The organism is Pseudomonas sp. CFBP 8771 (assembly GCF_014841695.1).
In the GTDB taxonomy this organism is placed as follows: domain Bacteria; phylum Pseudomonadota; class Gammaproteobacteria; order Pseudomonadales; family Pseudomonadaceae; genus Aquipseudomonas; species Aquipseudomonas baltica.
On the sequence record NZ_JACYUJ010000007.1, the window covers coordinates 200,150 to 220,303 of the forward strand.

The window sequence follows — 20,154 nt, forward strand, 5'->3', positions numbered from 1 at the left end:
GCAAAGGCAGCGCCCTCTCTCGGTGAATCACCGCGCCTGAATCTTCCAGGCCCTGTGGATCTTGCCGTTGCGCGCGAAATCCTGATCCACTGTCTGCGCCGTGATGTCCTCGACCGCATAGCGCTCGGCCAAATTGGCGTCCAGCTGGAACTTGCGGAAGTTGTTGGAGAAATACACCACGCCCCCCGGTGCCAACCTTGCGACCGCCAGGTCCAGCAGCTCGACGTGGTCGCGCTGCACATCGAACACCCCTTCCATGCGCTTGGAATTGGAGAAGGTCGGCGGGTCGATGAAAATCATGTCGTATTCGTCACGACTGGCCTGTAGCCAGGCCATCACATCGCCCTGCTCCAGGCGGTTCTTGTCCGAGAAACCATTGAGCGACAGGTTGCGCCGTGCCCAATCCAGATAGGTCTTGGACAGGTCGACGCTGGTCGTGCTGCGCGCACCGCCCTTGGCCGCATGCACGCTCGCCGTGGCGGTGTAGCAGAACAGGTTGAGGAAACGCTTGCCCGCTGCCTCTTTCTGAATGCGCAGGCGCATTGGCCGATGATCGAGAAACAGCCCGGTATCCAGGTAGTCCGTCAGGTTCACCAACAACTGCACGCCGCCCTCCTGCACCTGGGTGAACTGGCCCTGAGCGCTCTGGCGCTCGTATTGGCGCGTCCCGCTCTGGCGCTCGCGGCGCTTGATGATGACCCGGCTCTTGTCGATGTTCAGTGCCTGCGGAATCGCCGCCAGGGCGTCGTACAGGCGTGCCGAAGCCTTCTCAGGGTCGATCGACTTGGGCGCGGCGTATTCCTGCACGTGCACCCAATCGTGGTACAGATCGATGGCCATGGCATATTCAGGCATGTCCGCATCGTACACACGGTAGCAATCGATACCCTCGCGACGTGCCCATTTGCCCAGGGTCTTGAGGTTCTTCTGCAAGCGGTTGGCGAACATCTGCCCGCCTTCGCTGAGCCGCGCCTGTTCAACCACGGGCGCGGGCGCCGGGGCCGGCTTGACCGGATTGCCGTTCTTGTTCACTCGTGCATACGGATCGGCCAGCGCTGGCGCGGTATCCACCTGCTCGGCTTGCTCACGCGCGGCCTGGCGCTGCTCGGGCGTACGTCGCTCACCGGTGACGAACTGGTCTGGCAGCACCTTGATCAATAGCAGCTTGCACGGCAACGGGCCGTTCCAGAACGAATACTGCTTGTGGCTGCGGATACCCATGCGCTTGCCCAGGTCGGGGGCACCGGTGAACACCGCCGCTTCCCAGTTCAGGCAGGCCTGGCGCAGGCGTTCGCCCAGGTTCTGGTACAGGTACAGCAAGCTGGCCTCATCGCCCAGCCGCTCGCCGTACGGCGGGTTGCAGATGACCAGGCCTTTCTGGTTGTGATCGGGGCGCGGCTCGAACGTCGCCACCTCGCCCTGGTAGATCTTGATCCAGTCGCTGAGGCCGGCGCGTTCCACGTTGTTGCGGCCTGGCTGGATCAACCGCGGGTCGGCTTCGTAGCCGCGAATCCACGAGGCTGGCTTGGCCAACCCGGCTTCGGCCCTTGCCAGCGCCTCGTCGTGCAGCTTGCGCCAGGTGGCCGGAACATGACCGAGCCAGGCGCTGAAGCCCCAGCGCGTACGCTTGAGGTTGGGTGCGATGTCGGCGGCAATCATGGCCGCCTCTACCAGAAAGGTCCCCACACCACACATCGGGTCGGCCAGTGCGCCGCCCTCGGCAGCGATGCGCGGCCAGCCCGCACGAATCAGAATGGCGGCTGCAAGGTTTTCCTTGAGCGGCGCAGCGCCTTGCTGCAGGCGGTAGCCACGCTGGTGCAGGCTGTGTCCGGACAGATCGAGCGAGAGAATCGCCTCGCCGCGGTCAAGGCGCAGATGCACGCGCAGGTCCGGGTTGAGCTTGTCGACGCTGGGACGCTCGCCACTGGGCGTGCGCAGCTTGTCGACAATGGCATCCTTGACCTTCAGCGCACCGAAGTGAGTGTTGTCGATGCCCGAACCATGCCCGCTGAACTCCACGGCCAGGGTCCCGTCGGGCAGCAGGTGGTCCTGCCACTCGACATCCAGAACACCGTGATAGAGGTCTTCGGCATCTTTCATGGCAAAGCGCTTGAGCACCAGCAGCACGCGGTTGCCCAGCCGCGACCACAGGCACAGCCGGTAGGCGGTTTCCATGTCGGCCATGCCGCGCACTGCGGAGGTGTGCTCGCGGGTTTCTTCCAGGCCCAGGGCGGTGGCTTCTTCGGCAAGCAAGCCTTCGAGGCCCTTGGGGCATGTGAGAAACAGTTCAAAACGGTCCGACATGGTACTTCCTGGCCCATTTGGGCATTGATGAGACGGCAAGCGCATTGCCGTCTCGAGGTTCAACCAGGCGCCTTACGCAATGGAGCGCCCGAGCGACACCACCGTGGTGTCAATCCACCCCACCTGCCGCCTTGATAAGCGAGAAGCCGAGGCAGAACCTGATTCTGCTGAAAAAGGCATCGCCTGCGCGACCCTTCGTCGATTTTTCACGTCTCTGGAATCGAGATGATTCGCAATGGCATATTGACCTCATTGCATACTGCAAGCCTTGTCTTGGACGGGCTAGCAGTTGAGTGAAGCTTGAAGTACCTGCTTACTTATTGCCCATACCGCGAAATAGTTACGTGCTTATGACAAAACGATCATTCACATCGCGCAGTTCAACGTTTAGAAATCACCTCAGGTCGTCGCCGCAATGGCGAAGACATCACTGCTCGCCACGCCGGCAGCGAGCGCGATACCGGCAGATCATCTGCCTGGCCTCACACGAGGCCAACGGGACATTACAGTCAATAGACAGAGGGCAACACCCTATGAGAAGACTTAAGCGTGATCCGTTGGAACGAGCATTTCTACGCGGATACCAGTATGGCATCCATGGCAAATCCCGCGAGCTTTGCCCTTTTACTCTACCGTCGGTACGCCAAGCCTGGATCAACGGCTGGCGCGAAGGACGCGGCGACAACTGGGACGGTATGACCGGCACTGCGGGAATCCATAGGCTCAACGAACTTCACGCCGTCGGCTGACACTCTTTTTCCTTTTCACCATGCACGCCCAACCAGGGCGGCGGGCTAGCGCCCAGGGGCCTCTGCGAGGCCCCTATCGCGCCTCGAATCATTGCCTGGCGCGCAGCGCCGCGATGGCGTCCACCGACTCGCGGATCAGTGCAGGCCCCTTGTAGATGAAGCCCGAATAAATCTGCACCAGACTGGCACCCGCGGCAATTTTTTCGGCCGCATGCCCACCCTCTGTGATCCCGCCTGCTGCAATGATCGGCAATCTGCCGTTCAAGGTCTGCGCCAGCACCTTGACGATGTGAGTGCTTTGCTCCCGCACCGGCGCTCCCGACAACCCACCGGCTTCGTCTGCGTGAACCAGCCCCTCGACACCGACCCGGCTGAGGGTGGTATTGGTGGCGATCACTGCATCCATACCTGCGTCGACCAGCGCCTGCGCCACCAGTGCGGTTTCTTCATCGCTCATGTCCGGGGCGATCTTGATCGCCAGTGGCACATGCCGTCCACTTTGCCCGGCCAGCACCACGCGCCGTGCTGCCAGCGTGTCTAGTAATTGCTTGAGCGAGTCACCGAACTGCAGGCTGCGCAGGCCGGCGGTATTGGGCGAGCTGATGTTGACGGTGATGTAGCTGGCGTGGTCGTAGACCTTGTCAAGACAGATCAGGTAGTCGTCTACGGCGCGCTCGACCGGGGTGGTGAGGTTCTTGCCGATATTGATACCCAGCACGCCCCGGTACTTGGCCGCCTTGACGCGCTCGACCAAGTTGTCGACACCCAGGTTGTTGAAGCCCATGCGGTTGATGATTGCGCAGGCTTCAGGCAGGCGAAACAAACGCGGCTTTGGATTGCCCGGCTGTGGACGTGGCGTCACCGTGCCGATTTCCACCGAGCCGAAACCCAGCTGGGAAAAGCCGTCGATGGCCGCGCCGTTCTTGTCCAGCCCCGCTGCCAGCCCCACCGGATTGTCGAACTGCAGACCCATGACCGTGACCGGCAGGCGCGCCGGCGGCTTGGCGAGCAGGCCGTTGAGGCCCAGGCGGCCACCGGCGCCGATAAGGTCCAGCGACAAGTCATGGGAGGTTTCAGCGGACAATTTGAACAGCAGCTGGCGGGCCAGATTGTACATGGGCGGGCTTGGCTCCGAGGAAGCGATAGAGGGGTGCGATTGTGCCAGATCCGCGGCCGGTTAGGTATGGTGGCGGGGGGCACAGGCCAAATCGCAGACAAAGAAAAGCCCGGCATGAGCCGGGCTTTTCGTTGAAGCGGTAGCTAATTACTTAGCTTGAGCTTCTACTTCAGCTTCTACGCGACGGTTTACAGCGCGGCCAGCGTCGGTGGCGTTGTCAGCCACTGGGCGGGTTTCGCCGTAGCCAACCGAGTTTACGCGGTTGGATTCAACACCGTACTGACCGGTCAGCACTTGCTTGACAGCAGCAGCGCGACGCTCGGACAGCTTCTGGTTGTAGGCATCAGGACCGACGGAGTCAGTGTGACCTTCAACAGTGGTGGTGGTCTGTGGGTACTGCTTCATGAAGTCAGCCAGGTTCTTGATATCGCCGTAGCTGTTGGTCTTCACGACCGACTTGTCGAAGTCGAACTTGACGTCCAGCTCAACGCGAACGGTTTCGGCGACGGCTGGGCAGCCGTCAGCGTCAACGGTAACGTTGGCAGGGGTGTCAGGGCACTTGTCGACGTTGTCGCAGACGCCGTCGTTGTCGGAGTCAGCGCAAACTTCAGCTACTGGAGCTGGAGCAGCGGCTGGCGCAGGCTTGGAGCCGCCACCGAAGTTCACGCCGATACCGACGCTTGGCGCCCACTCGGTGTCGCCTTGGTCGATGTTGTACTGAGCTTCAACACCGGCACGGGCGTAGAAGTTGTCAGTGAAGTACAGCTTGGCACCGCCGCCCAGGTTGGCGAAGGTGGAACCGTTACGGCCGTTGCGATCGTTCTGACCGATGCTTTGGTCAGAGAAACCAGCCGAAACGTACGGACGCAGCATGTCGCCTGGCTTGTTGAAGTGGTACAGAGCGTCCAGAGCTGTGTTGGAGCCCTTGATGTTCTTGCCGCTGTCGCTGCGAACGTTGTGGACTTCGTCGTAACCCAGACGCAATTCAACGTCGTCGGTCAGGAAGTAACCAACCGAGCCACCGAACAGGTTGCCGTCGTTTTTGAAGTTACGAGCGCTGTCGTAGTACTCTTTCTTGGCGAAGCCTTCGATTTCAACTGCGCCTTGGCCTTGTGCCAATACGCCGAATGAAGTTGCGGCAACGAGAGAACCAATGGCAAGGCCCAAGGTGTTTTTCAGTTTCATCCGTTAAATCCCCATCTGGTGATTGTTAAGCGCCCCTCATCCGGGGCAGCTTGACGGCAAGTCTAGCAGACCTTGCCGGTAGGTTAGAGACCTTTGCGCCGAACTAAGTTTCGGACAGGTCTGCAAATTTATCGCGGAGCTTATCTAAGGCCCGCTTGTACCGCATTTTGGTGGCGCTCAAGCCCATGTGCATGATGTCGGCGATTTCCTGGAATTCCAGCTCCGCGACGAATCGCAGCACAAGAATCTCCCGGTCTATCGGGTTTACGAACACCAGCCATCGGTCGAGACCACCGCGCTCCTCCGACTTGGGCGCCTTCTCTTCGGATGCCTCCTCGAGCGGATCGAGACTCAGGGCATCCATCAAGCGGCGCTTGCGCCTTTCCTTCCGGTACTGCGTGATGCATTCGTTATAGGTGATGCTGTAAAGCCACGTCTTGAATTTCGACTTACCCTCGAAATTCTTTAGCCCGTACAGCACCTTCAACATCACTTCCTGACAGACATCGTCAGCGTCACGATCGTTCCCTAAATATCTTGCACAGACGTTGAAGAGGGTTCGCTGGTAGCGACGCATCAGCTCTTCATAGGCCCGCGTGACATGGAACAGCTCCTCGTGCGAACGCGCCACCAACTCCTCGTCAGAGAGCTCGCGGGGGTCGTAGCGCACGGGCAGCGTATGTACTTTATTCAAAACAGGTCGGCCCGAAGGTCAGGTCCCCGAAGGTCAGGTCATTGTCCGCCAAGGCATGAGCGCTCAGCCTTTTTGCGGCGGCATACATTAGCAAAACGTTGACCTATCGGCTACTCACCCGCTGTTCCAGCAGCTCGCGGTTGGACATCGAAACCAGCTCGCCGTCGTCGGTCATCACTGTCGTCTTGACGGTGCCGATTTCCTCGATCTGCCCTTCGACCCCTCCAACCTGCACCTGCTGGCCCACTTGAAACAGTTCCCGCACGTAGATCCCGGCCAGTATCTGACTGGCGATTTCACGGCTGCCCAACCCCATGGCCAGTGCTGCGGCCAGACCAACGGTAATCAAGGCGATGACGATCACGTGGTTCAGCAGGTCGGTCTTGACCTCCAGCTGGCTGATGGCCACCGAAATGCTGATGATGATCACCAACCACTGCGCCACACGTCCCAGGCCACCTGCGTAATCGAGCCCTACCCCTTCGGCAGCGCCGCGTACCACGCCATTGACCAGTTGCGCCAGCAGTACACCGACCAGCAACACCAAGGCCGCACCGAACACCTTGGGCAGGTACAGCGCCAGCATGTCCAGGGTCGCCGAAACTCGCTGCAGCCCCAGCGACTCGGCGGCCGACACCAGGAAAATCAGCAGCACGAACCAATAGACGATCTTGCCGATAAGGGTCGAGATCGGCACCCTGAGGCCGCCACGGCCCAGCAGTTTGGTCAGGCCGGTCCCCGCCATCAGGCGGTCGAGCCCGAACTTGGCCAGCAGCTTGGACAACAACGTGTCGAGCAGCTTGGCGACCAGGAAGCCCAGCAGTACCACCACCAAAGCCCCGAACAGGTTGGGGATGAAATTGGCGACCTTGGTCCACAGGGCGGTCATCGCCGCCACCAGGCTTTGAGTCCAGGGGTCCAGTTCCATTGATCAATCAGCCTTATCCGCAGCGGCGGAATCCGTACGACGAGACACCGGCGCGATATTCGCCGAACCACTGTTCACCGCGATCATGAATGCCTGACCCCAGCGCCCTATCAGGCTGAAGAGATCGCCCGCGCCGACCTGGCGATTGGCAGTCTTGAGCACTCGCCCCAGCGCGGCGCGGTCGTCGCGACCCGGCGCGTGAGCGTTGAGCATGTCTCGCAGGGATTCTTCGAACGGATCAGGCATGCATACCTCGCGAATTTCATTCAAAGACGAGACCCTGCGGCGGTGAGTCACAAAGGTCTCGGCGAGCACAGGGTAAATTCCGTGTCAGACCCAGCGCAAGCGTCGAAACAACAACCACTGGCCCAACGCTACGGCCACCATCAATGCGCAGGCAATGGTAAAACCATAGGGGCTGTCGGAACCGGGAATGCCGCCGACGTTGATGCCCAGCAGACCGGTCAGAAAGCTCATCGGCAGAAAGATCCCGGTGATGATGCCGAAGCGATACATGGTGCGGTTCATGCGCTCGCTCTGACGCCGGTCTTCGGCCTCGAGCACCAGCCCCACGCGCTCGCGCGCCAGTTCCAGCTCTTCCAGATAACGGGTCAGGCTGTTGTTGAGTTCGTTCCAGTAGTCGGCGTCGTCGTCGACGAACCAGGGCACCTTGTTGCGCGCCAACTGGCCAAAGATATCGCGTTGCGGCGCGAGGAAGCGCCGCAGTCCGGCTGCCCTTCGGCGCAGCTGGAGAATGCTGCCGTGCTCGGGCGTGTACCGTTCGTCGGCGTCGAGTTTGTCTTCCTCCATATCGACGATGTCGGAGAGGTCTTCGACCAGTGCCTGGACCTTTTCGGTCAAGTGCTGAGCCAGGTACAGAATCAACTCCGAAGCGGTTTTCGGGCCCTTGCAGGCGGCGAACTGTTCGAGCAGGTCGTCGGTCGCGCGCAATGGCCGCAGTCGCAGGGAAATGATGCGCTGGGCCTGGGCGAAGATCCGCACCGAGACCATGTCCTCGGGCTCGGCTCCTGGATTGAGATTGACCCCACGCAGGAACAGCAGCAGTTCATCGTCGGGCAACGGGACCAGGCGCGGGCGGGTGTTTTCCTCCAGCAGCAGGTCGCAGCTGAATTCGCTCAGGCCACTATTGCGGCGCAACCAGTCACGGGTCTGGGGATGGCTGCGATCCCAGTGCAGCCACAGGCTCTGGTGAGGTTGCAGCTGCAGCCCGTCGATATCGGTCCGGGCAACCGACCGCGCACCTCCCTTGCCGTCCAGCAACAGGGCATGCACCAGCCCCCATTGCGCATTTTCTTCCTCGTACATCGTGTCCCCGTTACTGATGGAAAATTGTCATTCGGGCATGCTCAACGCCTCTGGCGAGACGATGATGCCGTTGTTGTCGGCATACAGATAGTGGCCGGGAACGAATGTGACACCGGCGAAGCTGACCTTCACATCGAGATCACCCAGACCCCGCTTGACGGTCGGCATCGGATGGCTGGCCAGGGCCTGCACACCGACATCGGTTTGCGCGAGCATGTCGACGTCACGCACGCACCCATAGATGACCAGGCCTTCCCAACCGTTCTCCGCGGCTTTCTGGGCAAGCATGTCGCCCAGTAGCGCCTTGCGCAGCGAGCCTCCACCGTCGACCACCAGCACCTTGCCGGTGCCATCCAGAGCCACCTGCTCGCGTACTCGCGAGTTGTCTTCGAAGGTCTTGATGGTGACGATCTGGCCGCCGAAGGAGTCGCGGCCACCGAAATTGCTGAACATCGGCTCGAGCACCTCGACGTCGGGGTAGGCATCACACAGGTCGGGGGTCAGATAGTGCATGGCATTGCTCCTGGGGCGAATGGCGGCTGCAAGAGCCAGTAGCCTGCACCGGACGCGGCGCGGCCCTCACAGCCTAGACCATGCTCAGGTCGTCGCCAACGGTGTCGCGCCGGGCAGCAGCGGCCGGTAGGGGTCGCTCAGCCAGGTCCCGACCAGCGGCCAGACCTCGGCCTGGGCTTGCGCGCTGACCAGCATGCGCACGTGGTCGAAGTCGTCGCCGAAGCCCTGGGCGCGGCCCAGGTTGACGAACTGGTTGTGGCTCCCGGCAAATTGCTCGAACAGCTGGCGGCAGTCCCAGCTTGGATCCTGCAGGTCACCGACCGCCGCAACGGCGAGAATGGGCAGCTTCACTTCGCCCAGCCCCTGCCACCAGTCCCGCTCGGCATCGCCGAAACGGCCGAACAGGCCTTTCCAGCGCATCCATTCCAGGCCAACGCCCACCGGCTCGTCTTCCGGGCCGCGTTTGAGGCGGGCCCCGGAAATGTGTGGATAGCGCTTGAGCAGGCGGCGCGCGGCCCAGTTCAGCGGAGGAATCCGCAACTGCCAGTGACGTCGACTGACCTGGGCACCGAACAGGGCCGCAGACGCTGCCAGATCGCCTTGCAGATAGCCCCCACCCAAGGCGGCGGCCAGGGTGATGCCGCCGAGCGAATGCCCGATCCAATGCGGCGTCTGAGCACTGACCTCGGCGACGAACGCACCGATGACCGGAAGATCGTAGCGGGCGTAGTCGGCCACGGTATTGCTGGCGTAGTGCTGGTTGCGCGGCGACAGCCCGTGGCCGCGCATTTCGGCTATCCATACGTCGAATCCGCGACGTGCCAGCCAAGGCCCCAGGCCTATGCCCTTGGGCGAGTACCAGAAGCGCCGGTTGGAAAAGCTGCCATGCAGAAGGATCACCGGCACCCCGCGAGCACCGGGTTGATCGGCCAGGCCCAGGCGCGTCAACGCCAGCTCGACACTGGGGTCGGGGCTGTTGGCGGCCTTGATGCGGTAGATGTCTTCGCTGAGGTCGCCGCGACGCTCGGCACTGAGCAGCGCGACGGGAAAGAGGGTACTGCTGCTTTGCATAAGGCACTTGCGTCTGAATGAATGGGGCTGTAACCGGGGCGCCAGCCGCGTCTGTGTTGATCTGTGCGTGAAGGGCAGGATCAAGGGCGACGCGGCTTGCGCCGCTGCTACAGGCGACCGGGGTGTTTGAAAGGACACACCGGTCTGGGGTGATACAGGGGACTGGGGTGTTCGAGAGAACACATCGGTCTGGGGTGGTACAGGAGACCGGGGTGCTGGAAGGGACACACCGGTCTGGGGTGGTACGGCTTAAACGGCACTTTCCTTTTCGGCCAGGAAGAACCAGGTTTCCAGGACCGAGTCCGGGTTCAGCGACACGCTTTCGATGCCCTGCTCCATCAACCATTTGGCCAGATCGGGGTGATCGGACGGGCCCTGGCCACAGATGCCGATGTACTTGCCGGCCTTGTTGCAGGCCTGGATGGCATTGGCCAGCAGCTTCTTGACCGCCGGGTTACGCTCGTCGAACAGGTGGGCGATGATCCCCGAGTCGCGGTCCAGGCCGAGGGTGAGCTGGGTGAGGTCGTTGGAACCGATCGAGAAGCCGTCGAAGAACTCCAGGAACTCGTCGGCCAGGATGGCGTTGGACGGCAGCTCGCACATCATGATGATGCGCAGACCGTTGTCGCCGCGGGCCAGGCCATTCTCGGCGAGCAGGTCGATCACCTGCGACGCTTCGCCCAGGGTGCGCACGAACGGCACCATGATCTCGACGTTGGTCAGGCCCATTTCGTTGCGCACCCGCTTCATCGCCCGGCATTCGAGCTCGAAGCAGTCGCGGAACGACTCGCTGATGTAGCGCGACGCCCCGCGGAAGCCCAGCATCGGGTTCTCTTCTTCCGGCTCGTAGAGCTTGCCGCCGATCAGGTTGGCGTATTCGTTGGACTTGAAGTCGGACAGCCGGACGATGACTTTTTTCGGCCAGAAGGCCGCAGCCAGGGTGCTGATGCCCTCGACCAGCTTGTCGACGTAGAAATTCACCGGGTCGCTGTAGCCGGCCACACGCTTGTCGACGCTGTCCTTGATTTCCGGGGTCAGGGTGTCGTAGTTGAGCAGCGCCTTGGGGTGCACGCCGATCATCCGGTTGATGATGAACTCCAGGCGCGCCAGGCCGACACCGGCATTGGGCAATTGAGCGAAATCGAAGGCGCGATCCGGGTTGCCGACGTTCATCATGATCTTGAATGGCAGCTCGGGCATGGCGTCGACCGAATTCTGCTTGATGTCGAAGCCCAGTTCGCCCTCGAAGATGTAGCCGGTGTCGCCCTCGGCGCAGGACACCGTCACGCCCTGGCCGTCCTGGAGCAGTTGCGTGGCGTTGCCGCAGCCCACCACTGCCGGAATGCCCAGCTCGCGGGCGATGATCGCGGCGTGGCAGGTTCGCCCGCCGCGATTGGTGACAATGGCACTGGCGCGTTTCATCACCGGTTCCCAGTCCGGGTCGGTCATGTCCGAAACCAGCACGTCACCGGCCTGGACCTTGTCCATCTCGGAGACGTCGTGAATGATGCGTACCTTGCCGGCACCGATGCGCTGGCCGATAGCGCGGCCCTCGACCAGCACGGTGCCCTTTTCCTTGAGCAGGTAGCGTTCCATCACGTTGGCGCTGGAGCGGCTCTTCACTGTCTCCGGGCGCGCCTGGACGATGTACAGCTGGCCGTCGTCGCCGTCCTGGGCCCACTCGATGTCCATCGGCCGGCCGTAGTGCTTCTCGATGATCATCGCCTGCTTGGCCAGCTCGCTGACCTGCGCATCGGTCAGGCAGAAACGCGCACGTTCGGCCTTGTCGACGTCCACCACCTTGACCGAGCGTCCGGCGCGCGCTTCGTCGCCGTAGACCATCTTGATCGCCTTGCTGCCCAGGTTGCGCCGCAGGATCGCCGGACGACCGGCCTCCAGGGTGTGCTTGTGCACATAGAATTCGTCGGGGTTCACCGCGCCTTGCACCACGGTTTCGCCCAGGCCGTAGGCGCCGGTGATGAACACCACGTCACGGAACCCGGACTCGGTGTCCAAGGTGAACATCACCCCGGCAGTGCCGGTTTCCGAACGCACCATGCGCTGCACGCCGGCCGACAGGGCAACCAGCTTGTGGTCGAAGCCCTGGTGCACGCGGTAGGCGATGGCGCGGTCGTTGAACAGCGAGGCAAAGACTTCCTTGGCCGCGCGAATGACGTTCTCGACACCGCGGATATTGAGGAAGGTTTCCTGCTGGCCGGCAAAGGAGGCATCGGGCAGGTCTTCGGCGGTGGCCGAGGAACGCACGGCAACGGCGATGTCCGGGTTGCCCTTGGACAGCTCGGCGAAGGCGATGCGGATCTCTTCGTTGAGACGCTCGGGGAACTCGGCCTCCATGACCCACTGGCGGATCTGCGCGCCGGTGCGAGCCAGGGCATTGACGTCGTCCACGTCGAGCGCATCGAGGGCCGCGTGGATCTGCTCGTTGAGCCCGCTCAGGTCGAGGAAGTCGCGATAGGCCTGGGCGGTGGTGGCAAAGCCGCCAGGCACCGACACGCCGGCACCAGCCAGATTGCTGATCATCTCGCCCAGGGACGCATTCTTGCCCCCCACGTGTTCCACATCATTGTTGCCAAGCTTATCGAGGGAAACTACGTACTCTACCAAGGTGATCTCTCCACTGACTGGGTTGGAAAAGCTCGGGATGCCCGGCGCGAATCGTCGCACGCGGGGGGCTGTGGCCGCAGCCTCGGAAATGAACGAGAATGCCTGGCAATGCTGGCCGTCAATCGGGCCTATCATATCCAAGAATCGTCAGTTGCCTAAGGGCCGGGGCGCACAATGAAACGATCTGCATTCTTCATCTCCGACGGTACCGGCATTACCGCCGAAACGCTGGGGCAAAGTCTACTGGCGCAGTTCGAAAACATTACCTTCAGCAAGTTCACGCGGCCCTATATCGACAGCGTGGACAAGGCTCGGGCCATGGTACAGCAAATCAATAACTGCGCCGAAAAGGACGGTGTGCGACCGATCATCTTCGACACCATCGTCAATCAGGACATCCGCGAGATCCTCGCCACCTCCAACGGCTTCATGATCGACATCTTCTCGACCTTCCTCGCCCCGCTGGAAATGGAGCTCAGCGCACATTCCTCGTACTCGGTGGGCAAGTCCCACTCCATTGCGCACAACGCCAACTACATGGAACGCATCGAAGCGGTCAATTTCGCGCTGGACAACGACGACGGCGCCAGAACCCACTACTACGACAAGGCCGACCTGATCCTGGTGGGCGTGTCGCGCTGTGGCAAGACCCCGACCTGCCTGTACATGGCCATGCAATTCGGCATCCGCGCCGCCAACTACCCGCTGACCGAAGACGACATGGAGCGCCTGCAACTGCCACCTGCGCTCAGGGCCCACCAGCACAAGCTGTTCGGCCTGACCATCGACCCCGATCGACTCACCGCGATCCGCCACGAACGCAAGCCCAACAGCCGTTACGCCAGCTTCGCCCAGTGCGAGTTCGAAGTGCGCGAGGTGGAAGGCCTGTTTCGCCGCGAGAACATTCCGAACATCGACTCGACCCATTTTTCGGTGGAAGAAATCTCCGCCAAGATCCTCGTCGAGAAAGGCGTCGAACGGCGCTTCAAATAGGCGCCTGCACCCGCGGCGCCCACCCCTGCCGAGCGGTCGACCCTCGAACTTCACGGTCGATTTGCACTCCAAGGCCTCGCCCGACCGTGCCTGCGCTGGCGGCACGAAAGCACCGTGCTAGAATGCGGTGCTCTCTTCCTGTTACCCGCGAAACGTTTTTGCGGTGCCCGATTCGGTATTCATAATTTCAATTCATGACTCTCAAGCCCCTCTCCCGCCTGTTCAGCCTTTTATTCATTCCGTTCATTCCGGGCCTGGGCCTGGCTGCCGAAAAGACCACCTACGGCTTGAACGAGTACGCGCAGTTGACCGACATCGACCTGCGGGTCGCAGCCAAACTCGATACGGGCGCATTGACCGCCTCGCTCAGTGCCCGTGACATCAAGCGTTTCAAGCGCAATGGCCAACCCTGGGTGCGCTTCTACCTGGCGATCGACAATGCCCATTCCCACCCCATCGAGCGGCCGCTGGTGCGCGTGAGCTCCATCAAGCGACGCGCCGACGATTGTGAATGCAGTGCCCGCGAACGCAAGACCCACACCCAGCGGCCGGTGATCGAACTCGACGTGTGCATGGGCCATACCCAGCGCCGCATCGAAGTCAACCTCACCGATCGCACCGCATTCGACTACCCGCTGCTGATCGGCTCCGATGCGCTCACCCGCTTCGATGCGCTGGTCGACCCCAGCCGCAAACACGCTGCCGGCAAACCCGCCTGCGCCACTGTCGCCACCATCGCAGAGTAATTTCAATGCGCGCTCTAACCCTGCACTTGAAGATCCTGATCACCGCGCTGGTGGGGCTGGGCATCGCTATCACCGCCTATCAGATCCTCGTACTCGGCATCCCGGTGACCGAAGACGAAACCGACGATCTGTGGAACATCGACGCCAAGGTCGAATTCGTCGCCAGCGCCAAGGACCCGGTGAAGGTGCAGATGTTCGTGCCGCCACTGAGTCGTGACTATGTGAGCCTCAACGAAAGCTTCATCTCCAACAACTACGGGGTCAGCGTCAATCGTCTGGACGGCAACCGCAAGGTGACCTGGTCGGCCCGGCGCGCTTCGGGCAACCAGACGCTGTACTACCGCCTGGTGCTGACCAAGCGCTACAGCGGCGAAAAAATCAAGGTCAAGGGGCCGATCTTCCGCGACAGCCTGGCCGTGGAAGGCCCGGAAAAGATCGCCGCCGAAGCGTTGCTGGCGCCCATCCGCCAGCATTCGGCCGATGTCGAGACCTTCGTCGGCGAAACCATCAAGCGGGTCAACAATCTGGCCGACGACAACGTCAAGCTGCTGCTGGCCGGCGACACCTCGACCTTGCACAAGGCACGCATCATCGACCTGCTGCTGTCCATCGCCCACGTGCCGATGGAAAAGGTCCATACCGTGCGCCTGCTCGCCGACCAGGCGCAGACACCGGAACTGTGGCTGCGCAGCTTCAACGGCAACGACTGGCTGTACTTCAACCCCGATACCGGCGAACAGGGCCTGCCCGAGGATCGCCTGCTGTGGTGGACGGGTGACGAAAACCTGGTGAGCGTCGAAGGTGGCCGCAAGGCAGTGGTCACGTTCACCATGAACAACAGCGAGATGAACGCCATTCGCCTGGCCAAGCTGACCGACGAGAACACCGACGCCGACTTCCTCGAGTACAGCCTGTACGGCTTGCCGCTGCAGACCCAGCAGACCTTCATGATCATGGTGATGATCCCGATCGGCGTGCTGGTGATTCTGATCCTGCGCAACCTGATCGGCATCCAGACCCTGGGCACCTTCACTCCGGTGCTGATCGCCCTGGCGTTCCGCGAAACCCAGCTGGGCTTCGGCATCATCCTGTTCACGGTGATCACTGCGCTGGGGCTGTCGCTGCGCTCCTACCTGGAACACCTGAAGCTGCAGATGCTGCCCAGGCTGTCCGTGGTGCTCACTTTCGTCGTGGTGCTGATTGCCGCGATCAGCCTGTTCAGCCACAAGCTGGGCCTGGAGCGCGGGCTGTCGGTGGCGCTGTTCCCGATGGTGATCCTGACCATGACCATCGAGCGCCTGTCGATCACCTGGGAAGAACGCGGCAGCGGGCATGCCTTGAAGGTCGCGGTGGGCACGCTGTTCGCCGCCTCCCTCGCGCATATCCTGATGAGCGTGCCGGAGCTGGTGTACTTCGTGTTCACCTTCCCGGCGATCCTGCTGATCCTGGTGGGCTTCATGCTCGCCATGGGCCGCTACCGCGGCTACCGGCTGACCGAACTGGTGCGTTTCAAGGCCTTTCTCAAGCAGGCCGACTCCTGATGTTCGGCCTGTGGAAAACCTGGAAAGCGCTGGAGGCCCGCGGCATCATGGGCATCAACCGGCGTAACGCCGACTATGTGCTCAAGTACAACCGGCGCAGCCTGTACCCCATCGTCGACGACAAGATCATCACCAAGGAGCGCGCCATTGCGGCGGGTATCCATGTGCCCGAGATGTTCGGAGTGATCTCCACGGAAAAACAGATCGATCGCCTCGACGAGATCATCGGCGGGCGCAGTGACTTCGTGGTCAAGCCGGCCCAGGGCGCTGGCGGTGACGGCATCCTGGTGGTCGCCGACCGCTTCGAGGAGCGCTTTCGGACCGTGTCGGGCAAGATCATCAGCCGCGAAGACATCGAGCACCAGATTTCCAGCATCCTCACCGGCCTGTATTCGCTGGGCGGGCACCGTGACCGCGCGCTGATCGAATACCGGGTGATTCCCGACCAGATCTTCAAGAGCATCAGCTACGAAGGCGTACCGGACATCCGCATCATCGTGCTGATGGGCTACCCGGTAATGGCCATGCTGCGCTTGCCGACCCGGCAGTCGGGCGGCAAGGCCAACCTGCACCAGGGCGCCATCGGCGTCGGCGTCGACCTGGCCACGGGCGTGACCTTGCGCGGCACCTGGCTGAACAACATCATCAGCAAGCACCCCGACACCACCAACGCCGTGGACGGTGTGCAGTTGCCCAACTGGGACGGCTTCATGCGCCTGGCCGCCGGCTGCTTCGAATTGTGCGGGCTGGGCTACATCGGCGTCGACATGGTCCTGGACCAGGAGAAAGGCCCGCTGATCCTGGAGCTCAACGCCCGCCCCGGGCTGAACATCCAGATTGCCAACGACTGCGGCCTGACCCTGCGCACCCAGGCCGTGGAAAAACACCTGGAAGCGCTGGCGGCCGAAGGCCTCGTGGAAACCGTCGAAGAGCGCACGCGCTTCGTCCAGGCACTGTTCGGTCATGTGCCCGCAGCAGTGAGCTGAGCGCGGACGCCACGCCACCCGCACACGCGGCGCCCGGCTGCATTACAATCCCAGCCCCGCTACTGGCCACCGACCTATCATGCCAACCTGCTCGCTTCACGCCCTGCCCTACCTGGCCGACCCGGCGCCCTATTTCGCTGCGGTTCGCCACGCGCCTGGCGCGGTGCTGCTCGACAGCGCGCAGCCGATCGCCCAGCGCGGCCGCTTCGACCTGATCAGCGCCTGGCCGTTGCAGACCTTCGGCGTCCAGGCCGGTGAGTCCGGCCAACAGTACCTGCAACGGGCCCGTGTCGCGCTGGCCGAATTGGGCCAGGCGCAATTGCCCGACGGCTGCGAGTTACCCTTCGCCGGAGGGCTGATCGGCTACCTGAGCTACGATTTCGGCCGCAGGCTGGAGACCCTGCCAGCGCCCAACCACGACGACCTCGACCTGCCGCACGCTAGCCTGGGCCTCTACGCCTGGGCGCTGATCAGCGACCATCGCCGGCAGACCAGCGAATTGATGTTCCATCCCGCGCTGGATGCACGCGAACGGCAACGCTTGATCGACCTGTTCGCCCAACCGACCGCGCTCGAAGCGCCGGCCTTCCGGCTGCACTCTTCGATGACACCGGACCGAACCCCGGAGCAGTACCGGCGGGCATTCGAAAAGGTGCAGGCCTACATCCAGGCCGGAGACTGCTATCAGGTCAATCTGACCCAGCGTTTTCGTGCCGCCTGCGCAGGCGACCCGTGGGCCGCTTATCAGGCCGTGCGCGCTGCCTGCTCTACGCCGTTTTCCGGCTACCTGCAGTTGGCTGGCGGCGCAGCCTTGTTGAGCTTTTCGCCAGAGCGTTTCATCAAGGTCACGGCTGGTCATGTCGAAACCCGGCCGATCAAGGGCACCCGCCCGCGCAGCCTCGACCGCGAAGAAGACGCGCGCCAGGGTCGCGAGCTGCTGGCCAGTGCCAAGGACCGCTCGGAGAACCTGATGATCGTCGACCTGCTGCGCAATGACCTGGGCCGAAGCTGCCGGATCGGCTCGGTGCGGGTGCCGCAGCTGTTCGCCCTGGAGAGCTATCCGAACGTTCATCACCTGGTCAGCGCCGTGACCGGTGAGTTGGCCGCGGACAAGGACTGTCTGGACCTGCTCGCCGGCAGTTTTCCCGGTGGCTCGATCACCGGCGCGCCGAAGATCCGCGCCATGCAGATCATCGACGAAGTAGAGCCAACCCAACGCGCCATCTACTGTGGTTCGTTGCTGTACCTGGATGTGCGCGGTGAAATGGACAGCTCCATCGCCATCCGTACCTTGCTGGTCAAGGACGGTCAGGTCTGCTGCTGGGGCGGTGGCGCGATCGTGGCCGACTCGCAGTGGCAGGCCGAATACGAGGAGTCGATCTTCAAGGTGAGCGTGCTGCTGGATACCCTCGCGGGGCTCTGAACCGGGTCATGTCGCCCGGTGTTTTTTTGTTACCATTGCGCCACATAGAGCGCCAAGCGCCACTTTGACCAGGAAGCCGCCTGATGAGCCAACCCTTCGATGTCGCCGACATGGCGACGACCTACGCGAACAAGTCCCCGCAGGACATTCTCAAGCTCGCCTTCGCCCACTTCGGCGACGACCTCTGGATTTCCTTCAGCGGTGCCGAAGACGTGGTGCTGGTGGACATGGCCTGGAAACTGAACAAGAACGTCAAGGTGTTCAGCCTGGACACCGGCCGCCTGCACCCGGAAACCTATCGCTTCATCGAGCAGGTACGCGATCACTACCAGATCACCATTGAACTGGTCTCGCCGGACAACGCGCTGCTGGACCCTTTCGTCAAGCAAAAGGGACTGTTCAGCTTTTATCGCGATGGTCATGGCGAGTGCTGTGGTATCCGCAAGATCGAGCCGCTGCGCCGCAAGCTGTCCACCGTCAGCGCCTGGGCCACCGGCCAGCGGCGCGACCAGAGCCCAGGCACCCGTAGCCAGGTAGCGGCGGTGGAAGTGGACGGCGCGTTCTCGACGGCCGAGCGCACGCTGTACAAGTTCAACCCCTTGGCGCAGATGAGCAGCGAAGAGGTGTGGGGCTACATCCGCATGCTCGAGCTGCCCTTCAATAGCCTGCACGAGCGCGGCTTCATCAGTATCGGCTGCGAGCCCTGCACGCGACCGGTGCTGCCCAACCAGCACGAGCGCGAGGGGCGCTGGTGGTGGGAGGAAGCCACGCAAAAGGAATGCGGGCTGCACGCGGGCAATCTGATCGCCAAGACCTGAGCCACGCGACGCCGCTCGGGCATGGCATGCCTGGGAGCGGCGACGCAATCAATGCTCGGGCAAGTCGACACCTTCGAACAAGGCTTCCAGTTCCTGCTTGTTGTGGCACTGGATGGCCTTGGCCATGACCTCGCGGGTGAGGTGCGGCGCGAACTTCTCGATGAAGTCGCACATGAAGCCGCGCAGAAAGGTGCCACGGCGGAAGCCGATGCGGGTCACGCTGGATTCGAACAGGTGATCGGCGTCGAGTACCACCAGGTCGTTGTCGAGCTTGGTATCGACCGCCATCTTGGCCACGATGCCCACACCCAGGCCCAGTCGAACATAGGTCTTGATGACGTCGGCATCGGCGGCGGTGAACACCACCTTCGGCGCCAGCCCACGCCGCGAGAACGCTTCGTCGAGCTTGGAGCGACCGGTGAAACCGAACACGTAGGTGACGATCGGGTACTCGGCCAGCGCCTCGAGCGTCAGCTTCGGCACCTTGGTCAGCGGATGCCCCTGGGGCACCGCAATGCAGCGGTTCCAGCGGTAGCACGGCATCATGATCAGGTCGCCGAACGAGTCCAGCCCTTCGGTGGCAATGGCGAAGTCGACGGTACCGTCGGCGGCCATTTCGGCAATCTGCATCGGCGAGCCCTGATGCATGTGCAGGGCCACATCCGGGTACTGCTTGATGAAGCTGCTGATCACCGTCGGCAATGCATAACGGGCCTGGGTGTGGGTGGTGGCGATGGAGAGCGTGCCTTTCTTCTCGTTGGAGAACTCCTGGGCGATCTGCTTGATGCTTTCCACCTTGCGCAGGATCTCGCCGGCGGTGGTGATGATGCGTTCACCAGCCGGGGTGACGCGGGTCAGGTGTTTGCCACTGCGTGCGAAGACTTCAACACCCAATTCGTCTTCCAGCAGGCGGATCTGCTTGCTGATACCTGGCTGCGAGGTATACAGGCTTTGCGCCGTGGCGGAGACGTTGAGGTCATGATGCGCTACCTCCCAGATGTAGCGCAGTTGCTGAAGCTTCATATGAATCCCTCACACAGGAAAAACCGCCAGTCATCGGCGACGGGTTATAACTATATTAAAGGTTGTAACAATAAATCTAGAACTTTTTATTAAATTTGTAGGAAAAATAACC

General features: G+C 62.1%; 18 protein-coding genes. 7 read left to right on the plus strand and 11 right to left on the minus strand.

Annotated features, from left to right (window positions below; translation table 11 throughout):
• Positions 1-27 precede the first annotated feature (27 nt).
• Positions 28-2,304, minus strand: coding sequence for a bifunctional 23S rRNA (guanine(2069)-N(7))-methyltransferase RlmK/23S rRNA (guanine(2445)-N(2))-methyltransferase RlmL (gene rlmKL / locus IFT80_RS17465; protein WP_122476053.1), 2,277 nt, complete (start codon positions 2,302-2,304; stop codon positions 28-30).
• A 533-nt stretch (positions 2,305-2,837) separates the two neighbouring features.
• Between rlmKL and rmf the strand changes: the two genes are divergently transcribed.
• Positions 2,838-3,053 (plus strand): ribosome modulation factor, encoded by a 216-nt coding sequence (gene rmf / locus IFT80_RS17470; protein WP_008368461.1) that lies wholly within the window; start codon positions 2,838-2,840, stop codon positions 3,051-3,053.
• 88 nt (positions 3,054-3,141) lie between these two features.
• Here the strand turns inward: rmf and IFT80_RS17475 are convergent, their stop codons facing one another.
• The 9 genes from IFT80_RS17475 to ppsA form a co-directional block, all read right to left on the minus strand.
• The gene (locus IFT80_RS17475; RefSeq protein WP_122476055.1) at positions 3,142-4,170 is read right to left on the minus strand and encodes a quinone-dependent dihydroorotate dehydrogenase; all 1,029 of its coding nucleotides are present in this window, start codon (positions 4,168-4,170) and stop codon (positions 3,142-3,144) included.
• Between the two features lie 147 nt (positions 4,171-4,317).
• A complete protein-coding gene (locus IFT80_RS17480; protein WP_192137961.1) occupies positions 4,318-5,355 on the minus strand; it encodes an OmpA family protein in 1,038 nt (345 codons plus the stop codon).
• Positions 5,356-5,458: 103 nt separating this feature from the next.
• Positions 5,459-6,049 (minus strand): RNA polymerase sigma factor SigX, encoded by a 591-nt coding sequence (gene sigX, locus IFT80_RS17485; RefSeq protein ID WP_122476059.1) that lies wholly within the window; start codon positions 6,047-6,049, stop codon positions 5,459-5,461.
• A gap of 103 nt (positions 6,050-6,152) precedes the next feature.
• Positions 6,153-6,977, minus strand: coding sequence for a mechanosensitive ion channel family protein (locus tag IFT80_RS17490; RefSeq protein ID WP_185794460.1), 825 nt, complete (start codon positions 6,975-6,977; stop codon positions 6,153-6,155).
• Positions 6,978-6,980: 3 nt separating this feature from the next.
• A complete protein-coding gene (locus IFT80_RS17495; RefSeq protein WP_122476063.1) occupies positions 6,981-7,223 on the minus strand; it encodes a CrfX protein in 243 nt (80 codons plus the stop codon).
• A gap of 84 nt (positions 7,224-7,307) precedes the next feature.
• Positions 7,308-8,303, minus strand: coding sequence for a zinc transporter ZntB (locus IFT80_RS17500; protein ID WP_122476065.1), 996 nt, complete (start codon positions 8,301-8,303; stop codon positions 7,308-7,310).
• A gap of 27 nt (positions 8,304-8,330) precedes the next feature.
• Positions 8,331-8,816, minus strand: a complete 486-nt coding sequence (rraA, locus tag IFT80_RS17505; RefSeq protein ID WP_122476067.1) for a ribonuclease E activity regulator RraA — start codon at positions 8,814-8,816, stop codon at positions 8,331-8,333.
• 84 nt (positions 8,817-8,900) lie between these two features.
• Positions 8,901-9,887, minus strand: coding sequence for an alpha/beta fold hydrolase (locus IFT80_RS17510; protein ID WP_122476068.1), 987 nt, complete (start codon positions 9,885-9,887; stop codon positions 8,901-8,903).
• A gap of 249 nt (positions 9,888-10,136) precedes the next feature.
• Positions 10,137-12,512 carry a phosphoenolpyruvate synthase gene (ppsA, locus tag IFT80_RS17515; protein ID WP_122800229.1) on the minus strand — a complete coding sequence of 792 codons (2,376 nt, stop codon included), beginning with the start codon at positions 12,510-12,512 and terminating at the stop codon, positions 10,137-10,139.
• Between the two features lie 174 nt (positions 12,513-12,686).
• On the opposite strand from ppsA, the gene ppsR reads away from it, so the two are divergent.
• From ppsR to IFT80_RS17545, 6 genes are all read left to right on the plus strand, one after another.
• Entirely contained in the window at positions 12,687-13,505 is an 819-nt protein-coding gene (gene ppsR, locus IFT80_RS17520) for a posphoenolpyruvate synthetase regulatory kinase/phosphorylase PpsR (RefSeq protein WP_122476071.1), read from the plus strand.
• Positions 13,506-13,699: 194 nt separating this feature from the next.
• Positions 13,700-14,251 carry a retropepsin-like aspartic peptidase RloA gene (gene rloA / locus IFT80_RS17525; protein ID WP_122476073.1) on the plus strand — a complete coding sequence of 184 codons (552 nt, stop codon included), beginning with the start codon at positions 13,700-13,702 and terminating at the stop codon, positions 14,249-14,251.
• A 5-nt stretch (positions 14,252-14,256) separates the two neighbouring features.
• Positions 14,257-15,792 (plus strand): osmotic stress tolerance membrane protein RloB, encoded by a 1,536-nt coding sequence (rloB, locus tag IFT80_RS17530; RefSeq protein ID WP_192137962.1) that lies wholly within the window; start codon positions 14,257-14,259, stop codon positions 15,790-15,792.
• Complete coding sequence (locus IFT80_RS17535) at positions 15,792-16,778, plus strand: alpha-L-glutamate ligase-like protein (RefSeq protein WP_122476076.1); 987 nt, start codon at positions 15,792-15,794, stop codon at positions 16,776-16,778. Before rloB ends, IFT80_RS17535 begins: the two co-directional genes overlap by 1 nt.
• A gap of 79 nt (positions 16,779-16,857) precedes the next feature.
• Positions 16,858-18,201, plus strand: coding sequence for an aminodeoxychorismate synthase component I (gene pabB, locus IFT80_RS17540; protein ID WP_192137963.1), 1,344 nt, complete (start codon positions 16,858-16,860; stop codon positions 18,199-18,201).
• 83 nt (positions 18,202-18,284) lie between these two features.
• Positions 18,285-19,019 (plus strand): phosphoadenylyl-sulfate reductase, encoded by a 735-nt coding sequence (locus IFT80_RS17545; protein WP_122476079.1) that lies wholly within the window; start codon positions 18,285-18,287, stop codon positions 19,017-19,019.
• Between the two features lie 48 nt (positions 19,020-19,067).
• Here IFT80_RS17545 and cysB read toward each other — a convergent pair whose 3' ends face one another.
• The gene (cysB, locus tag IFT80_RS17550; RefSeq protein WP_192137964.1) at positions 19,068-20,042 is read right to left on the minus strand and encodes an HTH-type transcriptional regulator CysB; all 975 of its coding nucleotides are present in this window, start codon (positions 20,040-20,042) and stop codon (positions 19,068-19,070) included.
• Positions 20,043-20,154: the final 112 nt, after the last annotated feature.